The 21,764-nt window shown below is 66.9% G+C and carries 25 protein-coding genes; 8 read left to right on the plus strand and 17 right to left on the minus strand.

Features of this window, described 5'->3' with window-relative positions:
- Together TQ38_RS00335 and xseA are read right to left on the minus strand one after the other, a co-directional pair.
- The gene (locus TQ38_RS00335) at positions 1-204 is read right to left on the minus strand and encodes a DUF2093 domain-containing protein (protein ID WP_043974394.1); all 204 of its coding nucleotides are present in this window, start codon (positions 202-204) and stop codon (positions 1-3) included.
- 20 nt (positions 205-224) lie between these two features.
- On the minus strand, positions 225-1,745 hold the full coding sequence (gene xseA, locus TQ38_RS00340) for an exodeoxyribonuclease VII large subunit (protein ID WP_043974391.1): 1,521 nt from the start codon (positions 1,743-1,745) through the stop codon (positions 225-227).
- 5 nt (positions 1,746-1,750) lie between these two features.
- Between xseA and purD the strand changes: the two genes are divergently transcribed.
- Both purD and TQ38_RS00350 read left to right on the plus strand, forming a co-directional pair.
- Positions 1,751-3,034: a phosphoribosylamine--glycine ligase gene (purD, locus tag TQ38_RS00345; protein WP_043974388.1), complete on the plus strand. Its 1,284-nt coding sequence runs from the start codon at positions 1,751-1,753 to the stop codon at positions 3,032-3,034.
- The gene (locus TQ38_RS00350; protein WP_043974387.1) at positions 3,027-3,515 is read left to right on the plus strand and encodes a hypothetical protein; all 489 of its coding nucleotides are present in this window, start codon (positions 3,027-3,029) and stop codon (positions 3,513-3,515) included. The genes purD and TQ38_RS00350 overlap by 8 nt, the downstream gene beginning before the upstream one ends.
- A gap of 273 nt (positions 3,516-3,788) precedes the next feature.
- Here the strand turns inward: TQ38_RS00350 and TQ38_RS00355 are convergent, their stop codons facing one another.
- Complete coding sequence (locus TQ38_RS00355) at positions 3,789-4,295, minus strand: exonuclease domain-containing protein (RefSeq protein WP_043974384.1); 507 nt, start codon at positions 4,293-4,295, stop codon at positions 3,789-3,791.
- Between the two features lie 21 nt (positions 4,296-4,316).
- Positions 4,317-5,312, minus strand: coding sequence for an adenosine kinase (locus TQ38_RS00360; protein ID WP_043974382.1), 996 nt, complete (start codon positions 5,310-5,312; stop codon positions 4,317-4,319).
- Between the two features lie 138 nt (positions 5,313-5,450).
- On the opposite strand from TQ38_RS00360, the gene TQ38_RS00365 reads away from it, so the two are divergent.
- Entirely contained in the window at positions 5,451-5,927 is a 477-nt protein-coding gene (locus TQ38_RS00365) for a hypothetical protein (protein ID WP_082057625.1), read from the plus strand.
- Positions 5,928-5,980: 53 nt separating this feature from the next.
- Here the strand turns inward: TQ38_RS00365 and TQ38_RS00370 are convergent, their stop codons facing one another.
- Both TQ38_RS00370 and pdxH read right to left on the minus strand, forming a co-directional pair.
- Positions 5,981-6,907: a cation diffusion facilitator family transporter gene (locus TQ38_RS00370; protein WP_043974378.1), complete on the minus strand. Its 927-nt coding sequence runs from the start codon at positions 6,905-6,907 to the stop codon at positions 5,981-5,983.
- A gap of 7 nt (positions 6,908-6,914) precedes the next feature.
- Positions 6,915-7,523 carry a pyridoxamine 5'-phosphate oxidase gene (gene pdxH / locus TQ38_RS00375; RefSeq protein ID WP_043974603.1) on the minus strand — a complete coding sequence of 203 codons (609 nt, stop codon included), beginning with the start codon at positions 7,521-7,523 and terminating at the stop codon, positions 6,915-6,917.
- 224 nt (positions 7,524-7,747) lie between these two features.
- Here pdxH and TQ38_RS00380 point away from each other — a divergent pair, with 224 nt between their 5' ends.
- Genes TQ38_RS00380 through fabI form a run of 3 tightly spaced genes read left to right on the plus strand, consistent with a single transcriptional unit; the run spans position 7,748 to position 10,528 of the window.
- Complete coding sequence (locus TQ38_RS00380; RefSeq protein WP_043974373.1) at positions 7,748-8,710, plus strand: DnaJ C-terminal domain-containing protein; 963 nt, start codon at positions 7,748-7,750, stop codon at positions 8,708-8,710.
- Positions 8,700-9,728 carry a YihY/virulence factor BrkB family protein gene (locus tag TQ38_RS00385; protein ID WP_082057624.1) on the plus strand — a complete coding sequence of 343 codons (1,029 nt, stop codon included), beginning with the start codon at positions 8,700-8,702 and terminating at the stop codon, positions 9,726-9,728. The genes TQ38_RS00380 and TQ38_RS00385 overlap by 11 nt, the downstream gene beginning before the upstream one ends.
- Positions 9,725-10,528, plus strand: coding sequence for an enoyl-ACP reductase FabI (gene fabI / locus TQ38_RS00390; protein WP_043974369.1), 804 nt, complete (start codon positions 9,725-9,727; stop codon positions 10,526-10,528). Before TQ38_RS00385 ends, fabI begins: the two co-directional genes overlap by 4 nt.
- Positions 10,529-10,611: 83 nt before the next feature.
- On the opposite strand, the gene TQ38_RS00395 is transcribed toward fabI, so the two are convergent.
- The 11 genes from TQ38_RS00395 to TQ38_RS00445 all read right to left on the minus strand — a co-directional run bounded on the left by TQ38_RS00395 (position 10,612) and on the right by TQ38_RS00445 (position 19,737).
- Positions 10,612-11,469 carry a sulfite exporter TauE/SafE family protein gene (locus tag TQ38_RS00395; RefSeq protein WP_043974366.1) on the minus strand — a complete coding sequence of 286 codons (858 nt, stop codon included), beginning with the start codon at positions 11,467-11,469 and terminating at the stop codon, positions 10,612-10,614.
- A 190-nt stretch (positions 11,470-11,659) separates the two neighbouring features.
- Positions 11,660-12,247 carry a hypothetical protein gene (locus TQ38_RS00400; RefSeq protein WP_043974363.1) on the minus strand — a complete coding sequence of 196 codons (588 nt, stop codon included), beginning with the start codon at positions 12,245-12,247 and terminating at the stop codon, positions 11,660-11,662.
- A 117-nt stretch (positions 12,248-12,364) separates the two neighbouring features.
- Positions 12,365-12,886, minus strand: a complete 522-nt coding sequence (locus tag TQ38_RS00405; protein ID WP_043974361.1) for a demethoxyubiquinone hydroxylase family protein — start codon at positions 12,884-12,886, stop codon at positions 12,365-12,367.
- Positions 12,886-13,383 carry a disulfide bond formation protein B gene (locus TQ38_RS00410; protein WP_043974358.1) on the minus strand — a complete coding sequence of 166 codons (498 nt, stop codon included), beginning with the start codon at positions 13,381-13,383 and terminating at the stop codon, positions 12,886-12,888. The genes TQ38_RS00405 and TQ38_RS00410 overlap by 1 nt, the downstream gene beginning before the upstream one ends.
- A gap of 22 nt (positions 13,384-13,405) precedes the next feature.
- A complete protein-coding gene (locus TQ38_RS00415; RefSeq protein WP_043974357.1) occupies positions 13,406-14,761 on the minus strand; it encodes a S41 family peptidase in 1,356 nt (451 codons plus the stop codon).
- Between the two features lie 186 nt (positions 14,762-14,947).
- Positions 14,948-16,177, minus strand: coding sequence for a murein hydrolase activator EnvC (locus tag TQ38_RS00420; RefSeq protein WP_043974355.1), 1,230 nt, complete (start codon positions 16,175-16,177; stop codon positions 14,948-14,950).
- Between the two features lie 78 nt (positions 16,178-16,255).
- A complete protein-coding gene (locus TQ38_RS00425) occupies positions 16,256-16,540 on the minus strand; it encodes a hypothetical protein (protein WP_043974353.1) in 285 nt (94 codons plus the stop codon).
- Between the two features lie 124 nt (positions 16,541-16,664).
- Positions 16,665-17,090 (minus strand): 23S rRNA (pseudouridine(1915)-N(3))-methyltransferase RlmH, encoded by a 426-nt coding sequence (locus tag TQ38_RS00430; RefSeq protein ID WP_043974597.1) that lies wholly within the window; start codon positions 17,088-17,090, stop codon positions 16,665-16,667.
- A 140-nt stretch (positions 17,091-17,230) separates the two neighbouring features.
- Complete coding sequence (gene rsfS / locus TQ38_RS00435; protein WP_082057623.1) at positions 17,231-17,635, minus strand: ribosome silencing factor; 405 nt, start codon at positions 17,633-17,635, stop codon at positions 17,231-17,233.
- Between the two features lie 114 nt (positions 17,636-17,749).
- Positions 17,750-18,469 carry a nicotinate-nucleotide adenylyltransferase gene (locus TQ38_RS00440; protein WP_043974351.1) on the minus strand — a complete coding sequence of 240 codons (720 nt, stop codon included), beginning with the start codon at positions 18,467-18,469 and terminating at the stop codon, positions 17,750-17,752.
- Positions 18,433-19,737, minus strand: coding sequence for a glutamate-5-semialdehyde dehydrogenase (locus tag TQ38_RS00445; RefSeq protein WP_043974592.1), 1,305 nt, complete (start codon positions 19,735-19,737; stop codon positions 18,433-18,435). The genes TQ38_RS00440 and TQ38_RS00445 overlap by 37 nt, the downstream gene beginning before the upstream one ends.
- Positions 19,738-20,093: 356 nt before the next feature.
- Between TQ38_RS00445 and TQ38_RS00450 the strand changes: the two genes are divergently transcribed.
- Together TQ38_RS00450 and TQ38_RS00455 are read left to right on the plus strand one after the other, a co-directional pair.
- Positions 20,094-21,254, plus strand: a complete 1,161-nt coding sequence (locus TQ38_RS00450; RefSeq protein ID WP_052505650.1) for a M23 family metallopeptidase — start codon at positions 20,094-20,096, stop codon at positions 21,252-21,254.
- A gap of 1 nt (position 21,255) precedes the next feature.
- Complete coding sequence (locus TQ38_RS00455; protein WP_043974346.1) at positions 21,256-21,678, plus strand: polymer-forming cytoskeletal protein; 423 nt, start codon at positions 21,256-21,258, stop codon at positions 21,676-21,678.
- Positions 21,679-21,764 lie beyond the last annotated feature (86 nt).

Below are 21,764 nucleotides of genomic sequence, written 5' to 3' on the forward strand. Positions count from 1 at the left end.
TCAGGCTTGTCCGAGGAGGCGCTTGGTGGCGATTTCGGCCGAGGCGTAAGGCTCCTGACGCTCGGCGCTCCAGTAGCGCAAAAATTCCAGCGCGATCTTCTCGCCGGTAACGGCGCAATTCACGTAGTGGCCGGAACTGAGCACGCGAAACCCGTTGGGTCCGTAAGCCAGTTTGGCGGGGCGATCTGCGGAAGACATCAGCATGGAGTCATCTTAGCAGAGCATCACGATCCGAACAAATCGTCCTGTCGCGGCGTGACGGGAGCCGGTCGCGGCGGCGCCTTGCGCGGCGGCGGAGGCGCGGCAGGCGAGGTTGGGGGCGCTGGCGGCGCCGCACCCTCTCCCGCCACGACCGCCAGTTCGCCGTCGCGAAACTCGATCACCAGATTCCCCTCGCGCTGGGCGGCCTCGCGGCTTGTCAGGGCGGTTCCTGCGGCGCTCTTCACCAGCGCATAGCCGCGCTGCAGCGGCAGGCGCGGATCGAGCTGCGGCAGCACCCGGTCGGACGGCGCGAAACCTTGCCGGGCATGGGCCAGCCGCTGCGTCAGCAGGCGCGGTGTCAGGCCCGCCCGCTCCAGATCCTTGGCGCAGGACTGCACACGGTGGCGCAGCAGCGGGAGGGACAGCTTGCCGGCGACGCGGTTCAATGCCTCGCGCTTGGCCGCCGCTTCATCGCGCAGGCCGCGGCGCAGGCGTTCGGAAAGCTCGTCCAGCTTCTGCGCCTTGCCCGCCAGAATCGCGTCGGGTTTAGGCAGGCGCTGGACGCGCGCTTCCAGCCGCTCTCGCCCCAGCGTGACCGGGCGCAAGGCGCAGCGGCGCATGCGCAGGGCCAATTCGTCGATCTGACTGGCGATTTCGCTGCGCACTGGCACCGCCATTTCCGCCGCAGCGGTGGGCGTGGGTGCGCGCCGGTCGGCCGCGTAATCGCACAGCGTCGTGTCGGTTTCGTGCCCGACCGCCGAGATCACTGGAATCGTCGATTCGGCGACGGCGCGCACGACGATTTCCTCGTTGAAGCTCCACAAGTCCTCGATCGAGCCGCCGCCGCGCGCCACGATCACCAGATCGGGACGCGGCACCGGCCCGCCGGGCTGGATATCCGAAAAACCGCGCACGGCATTGGCGATCTGTTTCGCCGCGCCTTCGCCCTGGACCAGCACCGGCCAGACCAGCACCTGGCTGGGGAACCGGTCGGCAAGGCGGTGGAGGATGTCGCGAATCACCGCGCCGGTGGGCGATGTCACCACGCCGATCACTTGCGGCAGGAACGGCAATGCCCGCTTGCGCTCAGGCGCGAACAGGCCCTCGGCGGCGAGGCGCAGCCGCAGCTTTTCCAGCAGCGCCAGCAGCGCGCCTTCGCCCGCGATCTCCATCGATTCGATGACGATCTGGTACTTGGAGCGGCCGGGGTACGTGGTCAGCTTGCCGGTGGCGATCACCTCGATGCCGTCTTCGGGGCGGAACGCCAGGCGCTGGGCGCCGCCTTTCCACATGACCCCGTCGATCAGCGCCTTGTCATCCTTGAGCGCGCAGTAAAGGTGGCCCGAAGCCGCACGTTTCACGCCGGAAAGCTCGCCGCGCAGGCGCACGAAGCCGAAGCGGTCCTCCACCGTGCGCTTGAGCAGGTTCGAAATCTCGCTGATCGAAAGCGGCGCGGCGTTGTCGCCTGCGCTCTCCTTCGCTACCAGCCCCCCATTACGACCATCGGCGTTATCATCGTCGTAGAAGAACTGATCGGAAGGCACGGGAAATGAACATCCTGCTACTGGGCTCGGGCGGCCGCGAACATGCGCTGGCGTGGAAGCTGGCGCAATCCCCGCGCTGCGATACCCTGTGGGCCGCGCCCGGCAACCCCGGCATTTCCGAGCTGGCGACATGCATTTCCCTCGATGCGACCGACCACGCCGCCGTGCTGGCCTTCTGCGAGGCGAATGTGATCGGCCTTGTCGTCGTCGGCCCCGAGGCCCCGCTGGTGGACGGCCTTGCCGACACTCTGCGCGGTGAAGGCTTCGCCGTGTTCGGCCCCAGCAAGGCGGCGGCTCAGCTGGAAGGGTCCAAGGGGTTCACCAAGGACCTTTGCGCCCGCGCAAACATCCCCACCGGCGGCTATGAGCGTGTCTCCAATCAGGCCGACGCCATGGCCGCGCTGGCCAAATTCGGCGCGCCGGTGGTCATCAAGGCCGATGGCCTTGCCGCCGGCAAGGGCGTGACCGTGGCGATGACCATGGCCGAAGCCGAAGCAGCGGTGCTGGACATCTTCGCAGGCCGCTTCGGAGAAGCCGGCGCGGAAGCGGTGATCGAGGAATTCCTCGAAGGCGAGGAAGCCAGCTTCTTCGCGCTGACAGACGGCTCCACCATCGTCCCCTTCGGTTCCGCGCAGGATCACAAGCGCGTGGGCGACGGCGACACCGGCCCCAATACCGGCGGCATGGGCGCCTACAGCCCCGCCAAGGTGCTGACCCCGGAGCTGGAAGGGCTGGCGATGACTCGCATCATCGCCCCCACCGTCAAGACTCTGGCGGACGAAGGCATGCCCTATTCCGGCGTGCTGTTCCTGGGCCTGATGCTGACCGCCAAGGGCCCGGAACTGATCGAATACAACTGCCGCTTCGGCGATCCAGAGTGCCAGGTGATGCTGATGCGGCTCGAATCGGATCTCGTCGAACTGTTGCACGCCTGCGCCGAGAACCGCCTTGCCGCGATCGAACCGCCGCGCTTTTCCACCGATGCCGCGTTGACCGTGGTGATGGCCGCGAACGGTTATCCCGGCACGCCTGAAAAGGGCGGCGCGATTGGCGGCATCGAAGCGGCCGAGGCAAACGGGGCCAAGGTTTTCCACGCCGGCACCTCGGTCGATGGCGGCAAGCTGGTGGCCAGCGGCGGGCGGGTGCTGAGCGTCACTGCGCGGGCCAGGACCGTGACCGAGGCGCAAGGCCTGGCCTACGGCGCCGTCGATGCGCTCGATTTTCCCGGGGGCTTCTGCCGCCGCGACATCGGCTGGCGCGAAGTGGCGCGCGAAGGCGCCAATGCTTAAACACGCCGACCCGATCCTGAAGATTGCCCTCGCCGTGGCGGCGCTGCTCGCCGGCAGCGGCGTGGGCTACTACTACGGCATCTACCTGCCCGCGCAGGACGTGCGCCGCCAGACGCAGGAAATGACGCAGCGCCAGTCGCACGAGCAGGAACAATCCCGCGCGCTGGCCGAACGCGCCCGGCGCGAGGCGGCAGCGCAGGCCGACTACGGGACCTGCGTGAACTTTGCGGAAAGCGCGTACAAACAGCGCTGGACCCAGACCTGCCAGACGATGCACGACGCCGACCAGTCCGCCTTCGAGGACTGCGCCGACAACCTGTTCAGCACCCGCAGCGGCTGCCTTGCCAAGCACCCCGTTCGCCCGGCGCAGGACTGCGCCCTGCCCTCGCAGACGGCGCAGGCGCTGACCGACGCGCGCGAACAGCGCAAGGCGCAGTGCGCGGTGCAACTGGAAACGGCGCAGCAAAGCGGGCGACCCTGATTTGGCGCCGATCCTCACTCACAGTCCCTGCGATAATACTGTCATCCTGAACTTGTTTAGCTGCGCTGGCCTTCGGCTCAGGATCCATCTATCCGATCGAGCGGCCGTGTGAGTGGCAAGATAGACCCTGAAACGAGTTCAGGGTGACGGAATGGATGCTGGACGGCCGGCTTGTTCGACAAGGTTGGACGTTGATCGGGACCGAAGGTTGGCAGCCCAACCTGGCGCCGCATAAACCGCACGCGCCTTTCCCCCCCCCCCAGGGGGAGGAATCTACGAAACCTCGCCGTCGACCAGCAGCTTCACCACCATGGCCAGCCGCTTGGCGTCTTCGCGGGCGAGGTGTTCCTTGGGCAGGCGGCGCTTGGCTTCTTCCAGCGCGGCGACCACCTGCGGGCGGGTGAACCCGCGCTCACGCAGGAATTCGCCCAGGTAGTGGACCGGGAACGGCAGCTTGGCCGGCACCGCCTGACACAGCACTTCCAGCCAGTACTGGTCCAGGTCCGCATCGGCGTAGACCGGGCAGTCCTCAATGAACTCGGCCATTTCGGATAGGACCTGCGCGGGCGGCAGACCCTCGGCTTCCAGCATTTCCTGGCTGATGCCGTGCAGGGCCTCGGCCTCGTCCGACCAGTCCCAGTAGCGCCACTGTTCGGCCGGGCGGATCAGCCAGGCCCGGCTTGAGCCGTCGGTTCGCGCCACGGCGACCTCGATGGGATAGGACTGCCCATATTCGGGCAGGCAGCTCGCTTCGAAGTCGATCAGCGTCGGACAGCTCAAGCCGTGGCCCCTTTTCTCAATTCAACCCATCCGCTGGGCGACGAAGTCCGCAAGATCGCATTCGGGACGGGCGCCGTAGTGCGAGATGATCTCGCTGGCGCAGATCGCGCCCATGCGCAGGGAATCCTGCAGGCTTTTACCGCGCACATGGCCGTAGAGGAAGCCGGCAGCGAACAGGTCGCCCGCGCCGGTGGTGTCCACCACCCTGTCGATCGGCTCTGCCGCCACTTCGGCGCGCTCTCCGCCCGCCAGTGCCACCGCGCCGTCGGCGCCCTTGGTGACGACAAGCACCGGGACCTTGGCAGAAAGCATGGCGAGGCCTTCCTCGAACCCGGCTTCACCCGTCAGCGTGGCCATTTCCGGCTCGTTGCAGAACATCAGGTCGATCAGGCCGTCCTCGATCAGCGACAGGAAATCGAGGCGGTGCATGTCGATGATGAACGATTCGGACGGGCTGAAGGCGATCTTGCGGCCCGCAGCGCGCGCAGCGGCAATCGCTTTGCGCATGGCCACGCGCGGCTGCGCGGGGTCCCACAGATAGCCTTCGAGATAGAGCACGGCGGCATCGGCGATCGCGGCATCGTCCACCATGTCTTCCGACAAAAGGTGCGAGGCGCCGAGGAAGGTGTTCATCGTGCGCTGGCCATCCGGCGTCACGAAGATCAGGCAGCGCGCGGTGGGGGTTTCGCCGGCGCGGGCGGGCACGGTGAATTCGATTCCCGCCGCCTGGATGTCATGGGTGAAGACTTCGCCCAGCTGGTCCTGCGCGACCTGGCCGATGAAACCGCACTTCGCGCCCAGCGCGGCAAGGCCGGCCAGCGTGTTGGCGGCCGAACCGCCCGAGACTTCGCGGGCCGGACCCATCGCGGTGTAGAGGCTGCGCGCCTGGTCCGCATCGATCAGCTGCATGCCGCCGTGGGTCAGGCCGAGTTCGTCGATCAGGGTGTCGGGGCAGTTGGCGATAACGTCGATGATGGCATTGCCGATGGCGATGACGTCCAGCTTGGGTTGCGTCATGGGAAGAGCGGATCCTTAAGTCATGTCGGGAAAAGCGGTATTTCCCGCGAGTAGCGCGCGCCCTGCCGCTCGGCAAGCGCCGGTCTGGCGAAGGAGCGTTGACAGCGCCGCCCCTGCACGCAATGCCTCGGCCCGACCATGACGAAGATCATCCGCGCCCGCAGCCTCCTTCCCCGCCGCCCCTCGGGCGCTGTGCGTGCAGCCCTGTCGGCCGCCTCGCTGGCGCTGCTGCTGTCCGCCTGCGCCAGTTCGAGCGGCGGCATCACCGGCTCGGCCCCGCCCCGTGGGCCCAAGCGCACCTCGGGCGTTCCTGCCGTGCGCCAGCCCACCCGCACCGCGCCGCGCGATGCAACCGTGCAGATGGTTGCCGGGCTCGAAGGCGTGATCGGCGCCAACCAGGGCCAGCTCACCCGCCTGTTCGGCCAGCCCCGCCTCGACGTATGGGAAGGCGACGCGCGCAAGCTGCAGTTTTCCGGGACCGCCTGCGTGCTGGACGTGTTCCTCTATCCCAGCACCACCTCGAAGGAGCCGCACGCGACTTATGTCGAGGCGCGGCGATCGTCGGATGGGCAGGACGTGGACCGTGCCGCCTGCGTCGGAGCGCTGAAGAAGTAAGGCCGCAATCGTGCCGCGCTCAGGCAAGCGGCTGCCCGCCTGACCTGACCCGCTCAATCGATCAGCCGGATCGGCGGCAGGATATCCTTGCCGGCATCGCCTTTTTCATCGACCAGCCCTTCCGGGTCGGGATGGATCAGGATCTCGGTATCAGGAAACGCCTGACGCAGGCGTTCTTCCAGTTCGTCCATCACCCAATGCGCCTCGCGCACTGTCATGCTTGCCTCGACCCAGACGTGGAACTGCACGAAATCGCGGTTACCCGAAGTGCGCGTGCGCATGTCGTGCACGCCGGTGATATCGGGATTGCGCGCCAGCACTTCGAGGAAGCGCTGCTTCTTTTCCTCGGGCCATTCCTTGTCCATCAACTGGTCCAGCACCTGCTCGGAAGCGCGCCACGCACCCCATGCCAGCCAGCCGGCGATGGCCAGCCCGAACAACGGATCGGCCTGGCGAAAGCCCGCGTACTGATCCAGCGCCAGCGCCGCGATCACCGCCACGTTGAGCAGGAGGTCGGACTGGTAATGCACGCTGTCGGTGCTGATCGCCAGGCTGCCGGTGCGCCGGATCACCCGGCGCTGCCACGCCAGCAGCGCCAGCGTGACGAGGATCGCGGCGATGGAAACGCCGATGCCCTCGCCCGCAGCCTCGACCCTGCTCCCGGCCGCGAACTGCTCCACCGCGCGCGCGGCGATGCCCAGCGCCGAGATCGAGATCAGCACGATCTGGAACAGCGCGGCGATCGCCTCCGCCTTGCCGTGGCCGAACCGGTGCTGGTCGTCCGCCGGCTGCGCCGCGATCCACACGCCGGCCAGTGTCGCCACGCTGGCGACCAGGTCCAGAACGGTATCGGCAAGGCTGCCCAGCATCGCCGTCGATCCGGTGGACCAGGCGGCATAGCCCTTGATCGCCAGCAACGCGCTGGCCACCGCTATGCTGGCATAAGCGGCGCTGCGGTTTAGCTTGCCGGGATCGCTCACGACAGGATCACGGATAAAGCAGCGTGCTGGCCCAGCCGTTCGCGCTGTGCTCGAACCGGCGGCGTTCGTGCAGGCGGTACGGACGGTCCTGCCAGAATTCCATCGCCAGCGGGCGAACACGCCAGCCGCCCCAGTGCGCGGGCCGCTCCACCTCGCCGCCCTCGAAGCGGGCACGCGCTTCTTCGTAGCGGGCCAGGAAGGTCTCACGCGAATCGAGCGGGGCGGACTGGTCCGACGCCACCGCGCCAAGCTGCGAATCGCGGGCGCGCGAATGGAAATAGGCCTCCGCCTCGGCATCGCTCACCGGGGAGAGCACGCCCTCGATGCGGATCTGGCGGCGCAGGCTTTTCCAGTGGAACAGCAGCGAGACCTGGGGATTGGCGGCGATTTCCCCGCCCTTGCGGCTGCGGCCATTGGTGTAGAACACGAAGCCGTCCGGCCCATGACCCTTGAGCAGCACCATGCGCACCGAGGGGAAACCGTCCGGCGTTGCAGTGGCCAGCGCCATGGCGTTGGAATCGTTGGGCTCGGTACCGCGCGCCTCGTCGTACCACTGGGTGAACAGCGCCAAGGGGTCGCCGTGCGGGATCACTTCGCGGGCCTGTTCGGAATCGATCGCTGAATCTGACACTGTCTGCACTGCCCCAACTGGAATTTCGTAACTGCCCGCCCCTGCACACGAACGACGGCAAGGGCCTTGATCGCGGGCAATTCGTCAACGCACGGCGCAACATAAAGGCCGCAAACCGGTTTCCCCCACTCGTAGGAAAGCATAAGGCTGCCCGCAAGCCATCGTCGCGCTTGTCCAAAGCCTGAACGCAACCTAGCTAGACAGGCATTATGGCAGCAGATCCCTATACCACTCTTGGCGTCACCCGCGGTGCGACCGAAAAGGACATCAAGTCCGCCTATCGCAAGCTGGCGAAGGAACTCCACCCGGACACCAACAAGGACAACCCCAAGGCGACCGAACGCTTCAGCGAAGTGACGCGCGCGTATGACCTGCTTTCCGACAAGGCCAAGCGCGCCCAGTTCGACCGGGGCGAGATCGACGCCGACGGCAACCCGGCCAGCCCCTTCGGCGGCGGCGGGTTCGGCGGCGGCTATGGCGGCGGTCAGGGCGGCCAGCGCGGCTTCGGCGGCGGCATGGGCGGTGAGGACGGGATCGACCTGGAAGACCTGTTCGGCGGGATCTTCGGCGGCGGCGCACGCGGCGGCATGGGTGGAATGGGCGGCGGTATGGGCGGCGGCGCACGCGGCCGGGCTGCTCCGCGCGGCGCCAATGTGAATTACCGCCTTGCCGTGCCGCTTCCCGATGCGGCCGAGCTGAAATCGCAGCGTATCACCCTGTCGGACGGCAAGACGATCGACCTCAAGCTGCCTGCCGGGGTCGAGGACGGCACCCAGATGCGCCTCGGCGGCAAGGGCGAGGTTGGCCCCGGCGGCGCCGGGGACGCCACCGTCACCATCCAGATCCAGCCCCACGCCTTCTTCAAGCAGGACGGCGACGATTTGCGCGTGGACCTGCCGATCACCCTGGACGAAGCGCTGGCCGGCGCCAAGGTGAAGGCCCCCACTGCTGCCGGCGCCGTCATGCTTTCCGTCCCCCCGGGCGCAAGCTCGGGCAAGGTGCTGCGCCTCAAGGGCCGCGGCATGACCCGCAAGGATGCCAGCCGCGGCGACCTGCTCATCACCCTCCAGATCGTCCTGCCCGAAGCAGACGCCGAAGCGAGCGCAGAGCTTGCCCGCCGCCTCGAAGGCTGGAGCGATCCCCGCGACGTGCGCGCCAAACTTGGCGTCTGACGCCCCCGGCGCGGCGGATGGCGCGGGCGGTCAGCACCGCCCAGAGCCACACCAGCACGAGCCACACCGGCACGAACCGCTGCGCCGCAAGCTGAAGCGAAAGGCCGGACCGGGCACGCGGTTTTTCCGCGTCGTCATGCGCGTCATCAACGGCACCTGGGACGATGGCTTCATCCATGCCGGCAACCTGGCATACATGACGCTGCTGGCGCTGTTTCCGTTCTTCATCGCCCTGGCCGCGATCTTCTCGGCCCTGGGCGAGCAGGACCAGCTGGGCGCCTCGATCGACGCGGTGCTGCGCGCCCTGCCCCCGCGCGTCTCCGAGGTGCTGGGCCCGGTGGGTCACGATGTCGCCGCCGCGCGCCACGGCCATCTGCTGTGGATCGGCGGCATTTTCGGGCTGTGGACCACGACCAGCCTGGTCGAGACGATCCGCGATATCCTGCACCGCGCCTACAACACCACCAAGCGCCCGCGCTTCTGGCGCTCGCGGCTGACATCCACCGCGCTGATCTTCGGGTCGGTGCTGCTGCTGCTGATCTCGCTGTCTTCGCAAGTGCTGATCTCGGCCAGCGAGACGATCATTTCGGTACTTTTTCCCAGGCTCGACGATCTTTCCGGGCAGATCGCGATTTCCAGCGCCATCAGCGCCGGCGCCCTGTTCGCGTCGATATACCTGCTGTTCTACCTGCTCACACCGTCCGCCTATCAGAAGCAAAAGTGCCCGAAATGGCCGGGTGCGGTGCTCGTCACCGCATGGTGGCTGCTCGTCGCATATACCCTGCCGAAAGTCCTCCAGACGTTTTTCTCATACGATCTTACGTATGGAAGTCTCGCCGGAGTGATGATCGCGCTTTTCTTTTTCTGGCTTGTGGGACTAGGGATGGTGGTAGGTGCCGAACTCAATGCGGCGCTCGCGGGGGCTCCCGAAGTGCCTGACACACCCGCAAGCCCCGCCACGGCCAGAGGTATCCCCTCCGGGCCGAACGACAAGGAAAGTACAGGAAGAAACGAATGACCGGTCTGATGCACGGTAAGCGCGGCCTCATAATGGGCCTTGCAAATGACAAGTCGCTGGCCTGGGGAATCGCCAAGAAGCTGCACGAACAAGGCGCCGAACTCGCCTTTTCCTACCAGGGCGAAGCTCTGGCCAAGCGGGTGAGGCCGCTGGCCGAGAGCCTGGGCAGCGATTTCCTCATCGATTGCGACGTGTCCAACATGGAAGCGCTCGACACTGCCTTCGCGCAGATCGAGGAACGGTGGGGGAAGATCGACTTCCTCGTCCACGCCATCGGCTTCTCCGACAAGAACGAACTGCGCGGGAAATACGTCGACACCAGCCTCGACAACTTCCTGATGACCATGAACATCTCGGCCTACAGCCTGGTGGCGGTGACGAAGCGGGCGCTGCCGATGATGTCGGCGGGCGGTTCGATCGTGACGCTGACCTACTACGGCGCCGAGAAGGTGGTTCCGCACTACAACGTCATGGGCGTGGCCAAGGCCGCGCTTGAGGCTTCGGTGAAGTATCTTGCCAACGACCTGGGGCCGCAGGGCATCCGCGTCAACGGCATCTCCGCCGGACCGATCAAGACGCTGGCGGCCAGCGGAATCGGCGATTTCCGCTATATTCTCAAGTGGAACGAGCTGAACGCCCCCCTGCGCCGCAACGTGACGATCGAGGATGTGGGCGGTGCGGGTCTGTACCTGCTGTCCGACCTGTCTTCGGGCGTGACCGGCGAAACCCATCATGTGGACTGCGGCTATCACGTCGTCGGCATGAAGCAGGAAGACGCCCCGGATATCGCCCTCGCCTGAGGCGGGATGCGTAGACGAACAAGGAAAAGGGGCCGGAGGTTATCCTCCGGCCCCTTTTCCTTGCCGCAAAGGTACGCATCGCCTCAGGGCTGAGGCGGCGCCGCCCGGGCCGGTGCGATGACCTCGACCTTGACCTTCTCGGGCGTGTAGGCCTTGACGAACAGCTGCCACGACGAGATCGCCAGAACGGCGGCCAGCAGCGGCTGCAGCACCTTGTCCGGCGCGTTCGTGGATAGATAGCTGCCGATGATAACGCCCGGGATCGAGCCGATCAGCAGGTTCGTCAGCAGCCCGCCGTCGACGCCCCCCATGATCCAGTGGCCAGTGCCCGCGATCAGCGCCAGCGGCACGGCATGGGCAATGTCGGACCCGACGATCCGCGACATCGGCAGGCGGGGATAAAGCATCAGCAGCACCGTCACGCCGATCGCGCCCGCGCCCACCGAGGACACCGAAACCGCCGCGCCGATCAGCGCGCCCAGCACCACCGTCCCGCCCAACACCCGGCCGGGAGAACGCACCGCGTCGAAATCGTGGGCATGGCGGAACAGCCACTTGCGGCCGATCACCGCCAGCGAAGTCAGCGCCAGCAGGCTGGCCAGCGAGATCAGGATGACGTGTTCGGTCGACTTGCCGACCTTGCCGAAACTCGCCAGCACGGCCAGCGTCACCAGCGAAGCCGGAATGCTGCCCATGGAAAGGCGCTTCACGATCTTCCATTCCACCGTCTCGCGCGAGCCGTGGACAAGCGAACCGGCGATCTTGGTAATGGCGGCGAACAGCAGGTCGGTGCCCACCGCGGTCTTGGCGCTGACGCCGAACAACAGCACCAGCAGCGGCGTCATCAGCGAACCGCCGCCAACCCCTGTCAGCCCCACCAGAACGCCGACCAGCAGCCCGGCTACGGCATGGAAGATATCAATCGACCCCGTTACGCCCATCGCGCGTACCCGCTCCCTTCAACTGGCGACCCTGCGCGCAAGGGCCTAAGCCCAAGCAGCGCACGCGGTGCCTCTGTGCCGGATTGTGGACACAAGACAAGCGCATTCGGGTTTCAGGGCGTGAAGCGGGACTTGCCCAAAGCCGCAGGACGCGGGAGCGGGGGCCGGAAAAACGCGGCCCCCGCGCCGCCTACTTGGGCTTGGGCGGGGTGGTCGCCGTGCCCAGAGCGGCATCTTCGGCCGCTTCCTGCCGCTGGCGCTGGTCGAAGTAGGCTTTTTCCGCTTCCTCGACGCGGGCCTGCTGGGCGGCGGCATCTTCGTCGATCGTGGACAGGCGCTTCTGCCGCTCTGCCGCGATCAGTTCGCCGAAGCGCACTTCCGAACCGTTCTTGCGCTCCGCCGAAGCGCGGTCGATCAGCTGCTGGGTGCAGCCGAGCGAACCGCCGGCGCCAACCGGCGAGCAGCTCAGCGTGCCAAAGGCGCCGACCGTTTCATAAGCCTGCACCTTGTTGGCCCAGGCTTCCGACTTGGGCGAATCGATGCCCCGCAGCGGCTCGGGAATACGGAACCGCTCTCCTTCGCCCTTGCGCACGCAGATCACCATTTCGCTGCCGCTGGAAGGCGGGCAGGCATCCTGGCCGTAGATGATGAGCTGATTCACCTTCTCGTCGCCAGTGCCCGCGCCGGCATCCACCGGGATGCTCTGCTGCGCAAAGGCGGGGGCGGCCGTCAGCGCCATGGCGGCGCCGAATACGGCAGAGATCAGGAGGCGGGTCATCGCGAAGGCTCCAACAGGTCGGTAACGGCAAGGTACATCATCGACATAGGTGCGTACCGGGTTGAACGATAGCTTAAGCTGCAGGCTTATCCCTGCATCCAGTCAACCCGCGAACCCTCAAATCCGTTCCGAAAGCTTTATCGCGGCCCGGCAGCCCATGCGGATGGCGTGGAATAGCAGCGGATAGGCCGGCGCCTTTTCCGCCCCGGCGGCCAGCGCGGCATCGCGGTGCTGGCGTTCCTCGTCGCGGAATTTCAGGATCGCCTCGCCCAGTTCCGGGTCTTCATCGCCCAGTTCGTCAAGCTGCTGGGTATAGTGCCGGTCGATCTCGGTCTCGATCGCGGCGGTGCAGGCCATCGCCGCTTCCGGCCCGATCAGCGCGGTCGCCGCGCCCAGCGCGAACCCGGCGACGGACCACACCGGCTGCAGCAGCGTCGGGCGCACGCCGCGCTGCGCGATCATCGCATCGAAGCGCGCCTGATGCTCGATCTCCTGCGCCGCCATGCCGGCGATCTCGGTGGAGTGCGGCCCGCGCGTGCCCATCACTGCAAGCTGGCCTGCATAGATGCGCGTCGCGCCGAATTCACCCGCCTGGTCTACCCGCAGCATCCGTTCGCTGCGCTTGGAAACCGCATTCATCACCTGGTCCTTCCACCAGCATTGCCGCTACCAGCCACCAAAGCGAACACGGCAAGCGCCCCGATCGTCGAGATCAGGAAATTCCAGCCCGCCAGCGAGATGCCCAGCAAGGACCACGGCGCCACGTCGCAGCGGATCACCGGCGCGGCCATGATCGCGGCAAGCGGATCGCCGCCGGCCGCAAAGGGGCTTGCCGTGCAGGCGGTGACACCCTGCCACCAGCCATATTCGACCCCGGCGTGAAACCCGCCGATCAGCCCGGAAACAAGCACGGCCAGCGCCGCAACCGCCACCAGCGGACGCACCGGCCGCCAGAAAAACGCCAGTGCGCCAAGCAGGATCGCGAACATGTGCGGATAGCGCTGCCACCAGCACATCTCGCACGGCGCCAGCCCGAAGACGTACTGGCTGACCAGCGCCCCGCCCAGCAGCACCGTGGGAATACCGAAAGCCAGCCAGCGCGCGGCGCGCAGACGAGGAAGGACAGGAACGGCCATCAAAACGTGCTCCTGAGACCGGTCAGCGCTTGGGGGTTGCAGCGGCGAGCGCGGGCTTGCCGGCGGTCCGTTCCAGCGTGCTGATCGCGTAATGCAGCTGGAAGTCCTTGATGCCCTGCTTTTCCAGCTCGGCCGCCGTCACCTTGAAGCGCGGATCGTCCATCTTGTCGGTCTCGAGGTCCTTGTCCTTGAGCGAGGCCTCGTTGATGAGGTGGCCGCGAAGATCGGATTCGCGCACCGCCCGCTCGGCGCGGGCCCGCGCATCGGGATCGGACAACTGCGGCACCTTGATGTCCGGGGTGATCCCGCCCTCCTGCACCGAATGGCCCGAAGGCGTGTAGTAGCGGGCCGTGGTCAACTTCACCGCGCTTTTCGCGTCGAGCGGCAGGAAGGTCTGGACCGAGCCCTTGCCGAAGGTACGTTCGCCCATGATGACCGCGCGGTGCTGGTCCTGAAGCGCGCCGGCGACGATCTCGGAAGCCGAGGCGGAGCCTGCATCGACCAGCACGATGATCGGCAGGTTCTTGGCCGCATCGCCCTTGAACATCGATTCGGCGCGGTAGAACTGGTTCTCGCTGGCATTGCGGCCGCGCTGCGAAACGATGTCGCCCTTTTCCAGGAACAGGTCGGACAGGGCCACCGCCTCGTCCAGCGAACCGCCCGGGTTGGAGCGCAGGTCAAGCACCAGGCCCGACAGCTTGCCGCCCTTGAGCGCTGCCTGCTTCTTCAAACTGGCCAGCGCGATGTTCACGTCGTTGCCGACATCGCGCGAGAACTCGTTCACCGAGATCACGCCGACATTGTCCTTCAGCTCGGAAGTCACCGGCTCCAGTTCCACCACGCCGCGCGTCACGGTGACGTCGAACGGCGCATCGCGGCCCTGGCGGAAGATCGTCAGGCGGATCGAGGTGCCGGCCGCGCCGCGCATCTTGGATACCGCCTCGTCCAGGTCGCGCTCGTAATAGAGCACGCCGTCGAGGTGAGTGATGTAGTCGCCCGCCTTGAGGCCCGCCTTTTCGGCCGGGCTGCCCTTGAACGGTGAGATGATCTTCACCGCGCCCTCATCCTCGATCACCGAGAGGCCAAGGCCGGTGTACTTGCCGTCGATCATCGTCTCGAGCCGCTGCAGCGAGGGACCGTCGAGATAGTTCGAATGCGGGTCGAGGCTGGCCAGCATGCCGTCGATCGCGCCCTTGAGCAGCTTGTTGTCGTCCACCTGGTCTACGTAGTTGTCCTTGACGATCTCGTAGATGGTGAAGAGCTTGTCGAATTCATGGCTCGCGCGGGTGTCCACCGCGGCCAGCCCGGAGGTCGCGATCGGCAGCACCGCAACGGCGGACACCAGCGCCGTGGCGCGAAGGAACGGGGCGATCTTCATCGGGCGATGTGCCTCTTTTCAGCGTCATCCGGCAGATAAGCCGGACGGGGGGTTCATGACCGTGATCCTACCGAGCCTTGGCGGCAAACGCCAGCGGATCGGCGGGCTTTCCAGCCGATATGGGTATTACCGCGCCGATCCCCATGCCCCCTCGAAACGAAAGACGAGAAACGGCGCGCCGGGCCATCATAGCGACCGGATATATTGCAGGGGATTAACAGGAACCCCGTGTTGCCGAAGTTCGACCATGATGCGCGGATTTCGCGGCCCGGAAATCCCGATGGGAGAGCCCGCCACCACCGTTTCGCCCACCGCCACGTTCAGCCGCGCAAGGCCCGTGACAAGGGAGGTCCAGCCGCCGTCATGCTCGATGATGACGATCCGGTCGTAGCCGCGATACGGCCCGGCGAAAGCCACTCGCCCCGGCGCCGGCGCAACCGCCTGCGCCTGTTCGCGCGGCGCCACCACCAGCCCGATCGAGCGGGCCTGCCCCTGTGCATTCTCGCCGAACCCGGTCACCAGCCGCCCGGTGACGGGCAGCATGTAGCTGGACAATCCAGCCGGCGGCGGCACGAACTGCGAGGCTTCTGCCACGCGCGAATCCTCGGGGCGCGGCGGGCGCACGATCGGGCCCGGCAGCGCCGCGAGCTGTTCGCGCAAAGTGCCCTGGCGGCCCATTTCCTCAACCAGATCGCCCAGATCGCGCGCCTTCTCGGCGAGCGCCACGGCCCGGTCGCCCTCCCGCGCGGCAATGCCGCTGGCCTGCCGCCCGGCAAGGCGCTGGCGCGATTCGATCACGGCGAGCTTTTGCCGGCGTTCACGCATCTGGGCCTGCGCCTGGGCAAGGCCGGCTGCGGCGGCGCGGGCCTGCCCTTCCAGCGCACGCCCCCGCTCGATCGCACCGCGCAGGGAGGCCGTGCGCCGCTCTACCTCGGGCAGCATCGTGTCGAGCATGGCGCGCATGTAGACGGCATCGCGCACCGAACCGGGGCGCAGCAGCGCCAGCAGCGGTGGGCGGCGGGAAAGGCGTTGCAGCGATCCGGTGAGCCGGGCCAGCGGGCCCTGACGTTCAGCAAGCCGGGCGCGAAGATCGGCCCGCTGCGAGGCGATCAGGCGCATCTGTGCGCGCTGCGCGGCGATGGCCGCCTCGGTTTCCTGAATGCGCGCGGCGATGGCGGCGGCTTCGCGCGCGGTACGGTCGGCCTGCTGGGTGACCTGCCGGGCGCGCACCTCCAGCCTCTCGGCCCGGCCGCGCGCTGCCGCGCCTTCGCGCCGGGCGGCCAGCATGTCCGCCTGCGCGCGCCGCGCATCCACCGCAGGGTCGAGCACGGCAAGCTGCTGCGTCATCGCCTGCGTGGCGAAGATGGCAACACCCAAGGCGGAAAGGAGCAAAAGAGAACGGACAGCAGGCTTCACTCGCGGTTAACTAGGGCACCGCGAGTCAGCCGGGAAGAGGGAACGACGATGCTGGCGTCAATACCCCCCCAGCATGCCCTACGATCTGGCGTCAGGGCGCGCTTCGCTGGGGGTGAAGCCCATTTCCGACAGAAGATCCATCAGGCGCTGGCCATCCGCACGGACCCGGCCAAGCCATTCCTTATGGTCCAGGTGACCAAGCACGGAACGCTGAAACATGCCCGCAGCGCGGGCCGTATCACGCAGGAGGTGCGGCGATATCGTGTCATCGCTGACCTGTCGGCGGATCGGGGCACGCTCCGCTTCCACGCGCGGTATGATGGTGTCGCCAGCAAGGCGGCGATCGGTCATTTCGATGTGCACTTAACAGGCTCCCGGAGCGGGCCGCCTTCCCCTGAAGGGCGCGGCCAAATTCGTTATTCCTGTTTAACGCACTGACCGGAATTAGGTTTCCCGGTTCATCGCAGATTCAGCCGGGAAATCCGCGTCAGCCCGAGCGGTGGTAGGGATGCCCGGCGAGGATCGCCGTTGCCCGCCACAATTGCTCGGCCAGCATCGCGCGGGCCATCATGTGCGGCCAGGTCATGCGCCCGAAGCATAGCAGGTGATCGGCCCGGCCCCGCGCTTCGTCGCCGTGGCCGTCGGCGGCGCCGATCAGGAAGCGGCATTCGCGCACGCCTTCATCGCGCCAGCGGCCAAGCAGCGCGGCGAATTCTTCCGAACTCATCGTCTTGCCGCGTTCGTCCAGCAGCACATCGCGACTGGGAGTCTGGGTGGGAGGAGGAATCCTGCCGCCGACATCGGGCAGTTCGCTGTGGCGAAACGGCCAGGCAATGCGCTTCGCATAGCGGTCGAGCAGGTCGGCCTCCGGCGAACGGGCGATCTTGCCGCGGGCGATGATGTGAAGCAGCATGATCCAAGTACGCACAGGACAGCGATGTCCCGGCGCAGAGTCCTTTCGAAAGGGTGCCCGGTCGTTCAGGTCGTCACTTGCGACGACCGGGGCTCATCCTCCAGCAGGCTCCCCTGAAAGGGAGCCTTGCAGCGCAGCGGTCAGGCTGCGCCGGTCGGTCCGTCGAAGCCCCACATGCGTTCCAGGTTGTAGAACGTGCGCACTTCGGGGCGGAACAGGTGGACCACCACGCCGCCGGCGTCGACCAGAACCCAGTCGGCTGCGGGCAGGCCTTCGATGCGCGGGCCGCCGAAGCCGCCCTGCTTGAGGCGTTCGCCAAGTTTCTGCGCCATGGCCGCGACCTGACGGGTGGAACGGCCGGAACCGATCACCATGAAGTCCGCGATGCTGGACTTGCCATCGAGGTCGATGGTCACGAGATCCTGCACCTGATCGTCATCCAGCGACTGGAGGATCAGGTTCAGCAGCGGATCTTCGTGCTGAACCGTGGGGCTCAGCGGGGGCGTTGCGCCGGTTGAGGCCGGCTGTATCTGTGCCTGTGGCATCTTAGTGTAGGTCTGCTCCTTTCAGGGATCGACCGGACGCGATGGAAGCCACCGTGCCGCGAGCGATCGTTTTCTTGATGTGCCGGTTGTGCAGGAGAAGGGCCGAAAAGCCTCTCACGCTGCCGATCCGTTGATGGGCGTTCCACATAGGGGCCTGTGCGTGACCGCATCTCGCGAAAATCCACCTGAGGACTTCCGTGCCCACTCCGGATCAGCCTGGCGTATAGCCGTGGCCGACCGCGTATCGGGGTCGAATCGCAACGTCACTAGCGCAGGTGCGCTCCACCTTTCCGGGCCGCGAAGACTGGTCATGGACGTCCGGTAACGCCGCAGCCAGGCCATCGCGGGGCTCGCGAGGGCAGCGCCATCATACCCCGGACGGGCGATTACCGCAATCGGCATGAGTCGGGCGATCGTTCGCCAGTCTTTCCAGCGGTGCAACTGGGCGAGGTTGTCCGCCCCCATCAGCCATACGAAGCGCCGTTTCGGGTAACGCCGCAGCAGCGCTTTCAGCGTATCGACCGTGTACCGGGTGCCCAGTTCACGCTCTATCGCAGTGGGGCGAATCCGCGCGCGGCGGGCCTGTTTGCGGGCCGATTCGACCCGCGCCGGCAGCGGCGCCATGCCGGCCGCCGGCTTCAGCGGATTGCCCGGCGACACCAGCCACCACGCCTCGTCCAGCCCCAGCGCGTCGATACAGAACAGGGTGATCCGCCGGTGCCCGCCGTGCGCCGGGTTGAAACTGCCGCCCAGCAGGCCGGTGAGCGGGCCGCAGCGGGTCTTCTGCACCGCTCGAATCAGGGCCGCGCCTGCCCGGAGCCGCGCACCTGCCACTTGTAGGTCGTCAGCCCTTCCAGCGCGACCGGGCCGCGTGCATGGAGCCGTCCGGTGGCGATGCCGATCTCGGCGCCGAGGCCGAATTCGCCGCCATCGGCGAACTGGCTGGAGGCGTTGACCATGACGATGGCGCTGTCGACCTCATCGAGGAATCGCTCGGCCGCTTCGGCGTCATCGGTGACAATCGCATCGGTGTGGTGCGAGGAATGGGCGGCGATATGCTCGATCGCGGATTCCATCCCGTCGACCACGGCAACCGAAAGCACGGCGTCGAGATATTCGGTATCCCAGTCCTCACCGCTCGCGGGCAGTACGCGGGGATCGAGCGCCTGCGCGCGCGCATCGCCGCGCACTTCGCAGCCAGCGTCGATCAGCCCGGCCACTACCGAAGCGCTTTCGGGGAACTGGGTGTCGAGCAGCAGCGTCTCCATCGCGCCGCAGATGCCGGTGCGGCGCAGCTTGGCGTTGACGGTCAGCTTTCGCGCCATGTCCGCATCGGCTGCGGCGTGGACATACGTGTGGCAGATGCCATCGAGGTGGGCCAGCACGGGCACCCGTGCATCGGCCTGAACCCGCGCGACAAGGCTTTTGCCCCCGCGCGGCACGATCATGTCGATCAGCCCGGCAGCGGTCAGCATCGCACCCACGACGGCGCGGTCCTGCGTCGGAACCAGCTGAATCGCGGCAGCGGGAAGCCCCGCGCTTTCCAGTCCGGCGGCCAGCGCGGCGCGGATCGCGCGGTTGGAATGGAGCGCCTCGGTGCCCCCGCGCAGCATTACCGCATTGCCCGAACGCAGGCACAGCGCGGCGGCATCGGCGGTCACGTTGGGGCGGCTTTCGTAGATGATCCCGATCAGTCCGATGGGCACCCGAACGCGCGACAGTTTCAGGCCGTTGGGCCGCTCGTCGGCGGAGATCACCTCGCCCACCGGATCGGGCAGCCCGGCAACCTGATCCACGGCATCGGCAATGCCCGCCAACCGGCCCGCATCCAGCCGCAGACGGTCGAGCAGCGCGGCGGAAAGGCCCTTGGCCTCGCCCGCTGCGATATCCTGCGCATTGGCGGCGAGAATCTCGGCTTCCGCCGCGCGCAGGGCCTTCGCGGCGGCGCGCAGGGCGCCTGCCTTGTCCGCATCGCTGATCCGCGCCAGCACGCGCTGCGCGGCGCGGCCATCGCGGGCCAGCCGTTCGACCAGCGCTTCCGGAGCCAATGCCTCCAAAGCGGGCGCGGCAGGATCGGCGGACAGGGAAGTCTGAAGGTTCATGGCCAGATCGCTAGCACCGCGCAGCCCCCCTGTCACCGATCCAGACACGGCGTTGAGCGCGCATTTTCCTACATCGCCGCGCGTTGCTACATTCGTGCAGGGTCTTTCTCATCGTTGTCACCGCCGCCGCGAAATCGCCCTTGTACAGGCGTTTTGAGCGTGCACTTTATCAACTAACCCGGCCCGCTTTGCCGCCCAGGAAATGCCAATCGACATTGTATCCCTCAACTCGCCGCAGGACTCGTCCGCCTCGGCTCGATTCGACAAAGTGCCGGGACCAGTCGATTCGCCTTGGTAATAACCCCCTGCTAGTTGGCCCGCCGGGACTGAGACACTAGATTTCCAGCGGGGTCGTTTTGCTATCCACTTCAGCCGGGGCGTTTTTACAGCGCCTCAGGACTGCGTTTCCCGATCGTGAGTTCATCATGCGATCGCAGGGACAAGTCCGTTTCATCCGTATTTCTTCGCGGAGTCAGAAGATCGCCGCAGGTGTGGCAGTAGGCGTTCTGGGCGCCTGGTGCGCCTCGGTTGGTGCGCTGGCTTTGTCGCAGGTTTCCACCGGCACCGCGCAGGCCGCGCTCGCCGGGCGCGAAGCCAAGGTCGCCCGGGCCGAGCACAGCGTCGAGCAGTACCGCGAGAATATCGACACGGTCGCCTCCAACCTCGCCCGCCGCCAGAAGTTCATCGAGCAGATGGTCGATGCCCACATCAGCGAATTGCCCGAAGGTGACGAGGCCGCCCAGGCACAAACCACCGACGAAACTGGTGCTGAAGCGAAGAAGATCAGCGCAGCGTTGCCCGAAGCGGGCACCCTCGCCGGCATCGAAGCCAGGCAGCTTGCACTGGTTGAGCGCCTGACCCGCTATGCCAACGACCGCTCCCAGACGGCCACCGATGCCATCCGCAAGCTCGGCCTCAACCCGCGTGCGATGATCCCATCGGGCCGCACCGCCGAGGGCGGTCCGCTGTTGAAGCTGGCCACCGCCAGCAACGGCAGCATCGATCCCCGCTTCCGCCGCATGGGCCAGAGCCTGGCCCGCATGGACGCACTGGAAAACGGCCTTGCCTCGATCCCGCAGGTCAGCCCGGCCCATGTCGCCTATGTCTCGTCCAGCTACGGCTACCGGTCCGATCCCTTTACCGGCGGCGCCGCGTTCCATGCCGGGCTCGATTTTCCCGGTCCGATGGGTTCGCCGATCTACGCCGCCGCCAAGGGCCGCGTCACCTTCGTCGGCCAGAAGTCCGGCTACGGCAATTGCGTGGAAGTGACTCACGGCAACGGCCTGATGACCCGCTACGGCCACCTTTCGGGTTTCCGCGCCCACGTCGGCCAGGAAGTCGATGCCGGGGCGCTGATCGCCGCGATGGGCAGCACCGGCCGCTCTACCGGCTCGCACCTCCACTTCGAAGTGCGGGTCAACGACCGCCCGGTCAATCCGCGCCCGTTCCTCGAAGCGGCCCAAACCGCACAGAGCAACCTCCACAACAACAATCAGCCACAGAAGGAGAGACGCTGACATGGCCAAGGCCTTCATTAGCTCCCGCGTCACCGGCACCAGCACGAGTTTCTCGATGCTGGGTTCGGACACCACCATCACCGGCAATATCCAAGCCAGCGCCGACCTGCACGTCGACGGCAGCGTCGAGGGCGACATCACCTGCAATTCGCTCGTCCAGGGTGAAGGCAGCGAGATCACCGGCGCCGTGCGCGCCGAATCGGTTCGTATCGCCGGTCTCGTGCGCGGCTCCGTCGCCGCTCGCGAGGTGGTGATCCTCAAGACCGCCCGGATCGAAGGCGACGTCGCCTATGACGCGCTGACCATCGAACAGGGCGCCCGCCTCGAGGGGCGCCTCAGCCCCAGCGGCGGCCAGATCCCCCCCGCCATGGCGCGCCTGCCGGCCGTCGAAGCGGAACTGATGCTGCCCGCCGCAGCGGAATGATACCCGGCGGGCGGTTCAGCCGCCCGCCACTTTGAACCGCAGGGTCTTGCGGTCCTGCTTGCCGACAAGGTTTTCGGCAGCCTCGG

Origin of the sequence: Novosphingobium sp. P6W (assembly GCF_000876675.2) — a bacterium.
Taxonomy (GTDB): domain Bacteria; phylum Pseudomonadota; class Alphaproteobacteria; order Sphingomonadales; family Sphingomonadaceae; genus Novosphingobium.

Bases quoted from the DNA above. Each gene is read 5' to 3' on its own strand.
- TQ38_RS00335 (WP_043974394.1), bottom strand. From the start codon at position 204: ATGCTGATGTCTTCCGCAGATCGCCCCGCCAAACTGGCTTACGGACCC.
- purD (WP_043974388.1), top strand. From the start codon at position 1,751: ATGAACATCCTGCTACTGGGCTCGGGCGGCCGCGAACATGCGCTGGCG.
- TQ38_RS00350 (WP_043974387.1), top strand. From the start codon at position 3,027: ATGCTTAAACACGCCGACCCGATCCTGAAGATTGCCCTCGCCGTGGCG.
- TQ38_RS00360 (WP_043974382.1), bottom strand. From the start codon at position 5,312: ATGACGCAACCCAAGCTGGACGTCATCGCCATCGGCAATGCCATCATC.
- TQ38_RS00365 (WP_082057625.1), top strand. From the start codon at position 5,451: ATGACGAAGATCATCCGCGCCCGCAGCCTCCTTCCCCGCCGCCCCTCG.
- TQ38_RS00380 (WP_043974373.1), top strand. From the start codon at position 7,748: ATGGCAGCAGATCCCTATACCACTCTTGGCGTCACCCGCGGTGCGACC.
- fabI (WP_043974369.1), top strand. From the start codon at position 9,725: ATGACCGGTCTGATGCACGGTAAGCGCGGCCTCATAATGGGCCTTGCA.
- TQ38_RS00395 (WP_043974366.1), bottom strand. From the start codon at position 11,469: ATGGGCGTAACGGGGTCGATTGATATCTTCCATGCCGTAGCCGGGCTG.
- TQ38_RS00400 (WP_043974363.1), bottom strand. From the start codon at position 12,247: ATGACCCGCCTCCTGATCTCTGCCGTATTCGGCGCCGCCATGGCGCTG.
- TQ38_RS00405 (WP_043974361.1), bottom strand. From the start codon at position 12,886: ATGAATGCGGTTTCCAAGCGCAGCGAACGGATGCTGCGGGTAGACCAG.
- TQ38_RS00410 (WP_043974358.1), bottom strand. From the start codon at position 13,383: ATGGCCGTTCCTGTCCTTCCTCGTCTGCGCGCCGCGCGCTGGCTGGCT.
- TQ38_RS00415 (WP_043974357.1), bottom strand. From the start codon at position 14,761: ATGAAGATCGCCCCGTTCCTTCGCGCCACGGCGCTGGTGTCCGCCGTT.
- TQ38_RS00430 (WP_043974597.1), bottom strand. From the start codon at position 17,090: ATGCTGCTTCACATCATCGCCCGCGGCAAGATCGCCCGTTCGCCGGAG.
- rsfS (WP_082057623.1), bottom strand. From the start codon at position 17,635: ATGCCACAGGCACAGATACAGCCGGCCTCAACCGGCGCAACGCCCCCG.
- TQ38_RS00445 (WP_043974592.1), bottom strand. From the start codon at position 19,737: ATGAACCTTCAGACTTCCCTGTCCGCCGATCCTGCCGCGCCCGCTTTG.
- TQ38_RS00455 (WP_043974346.1), top strand. From the start codon at position 21,256: ATGGCCAAGGCCTTCATTAGCTCCCGCGTCACCGGCACCAGCACGAGT.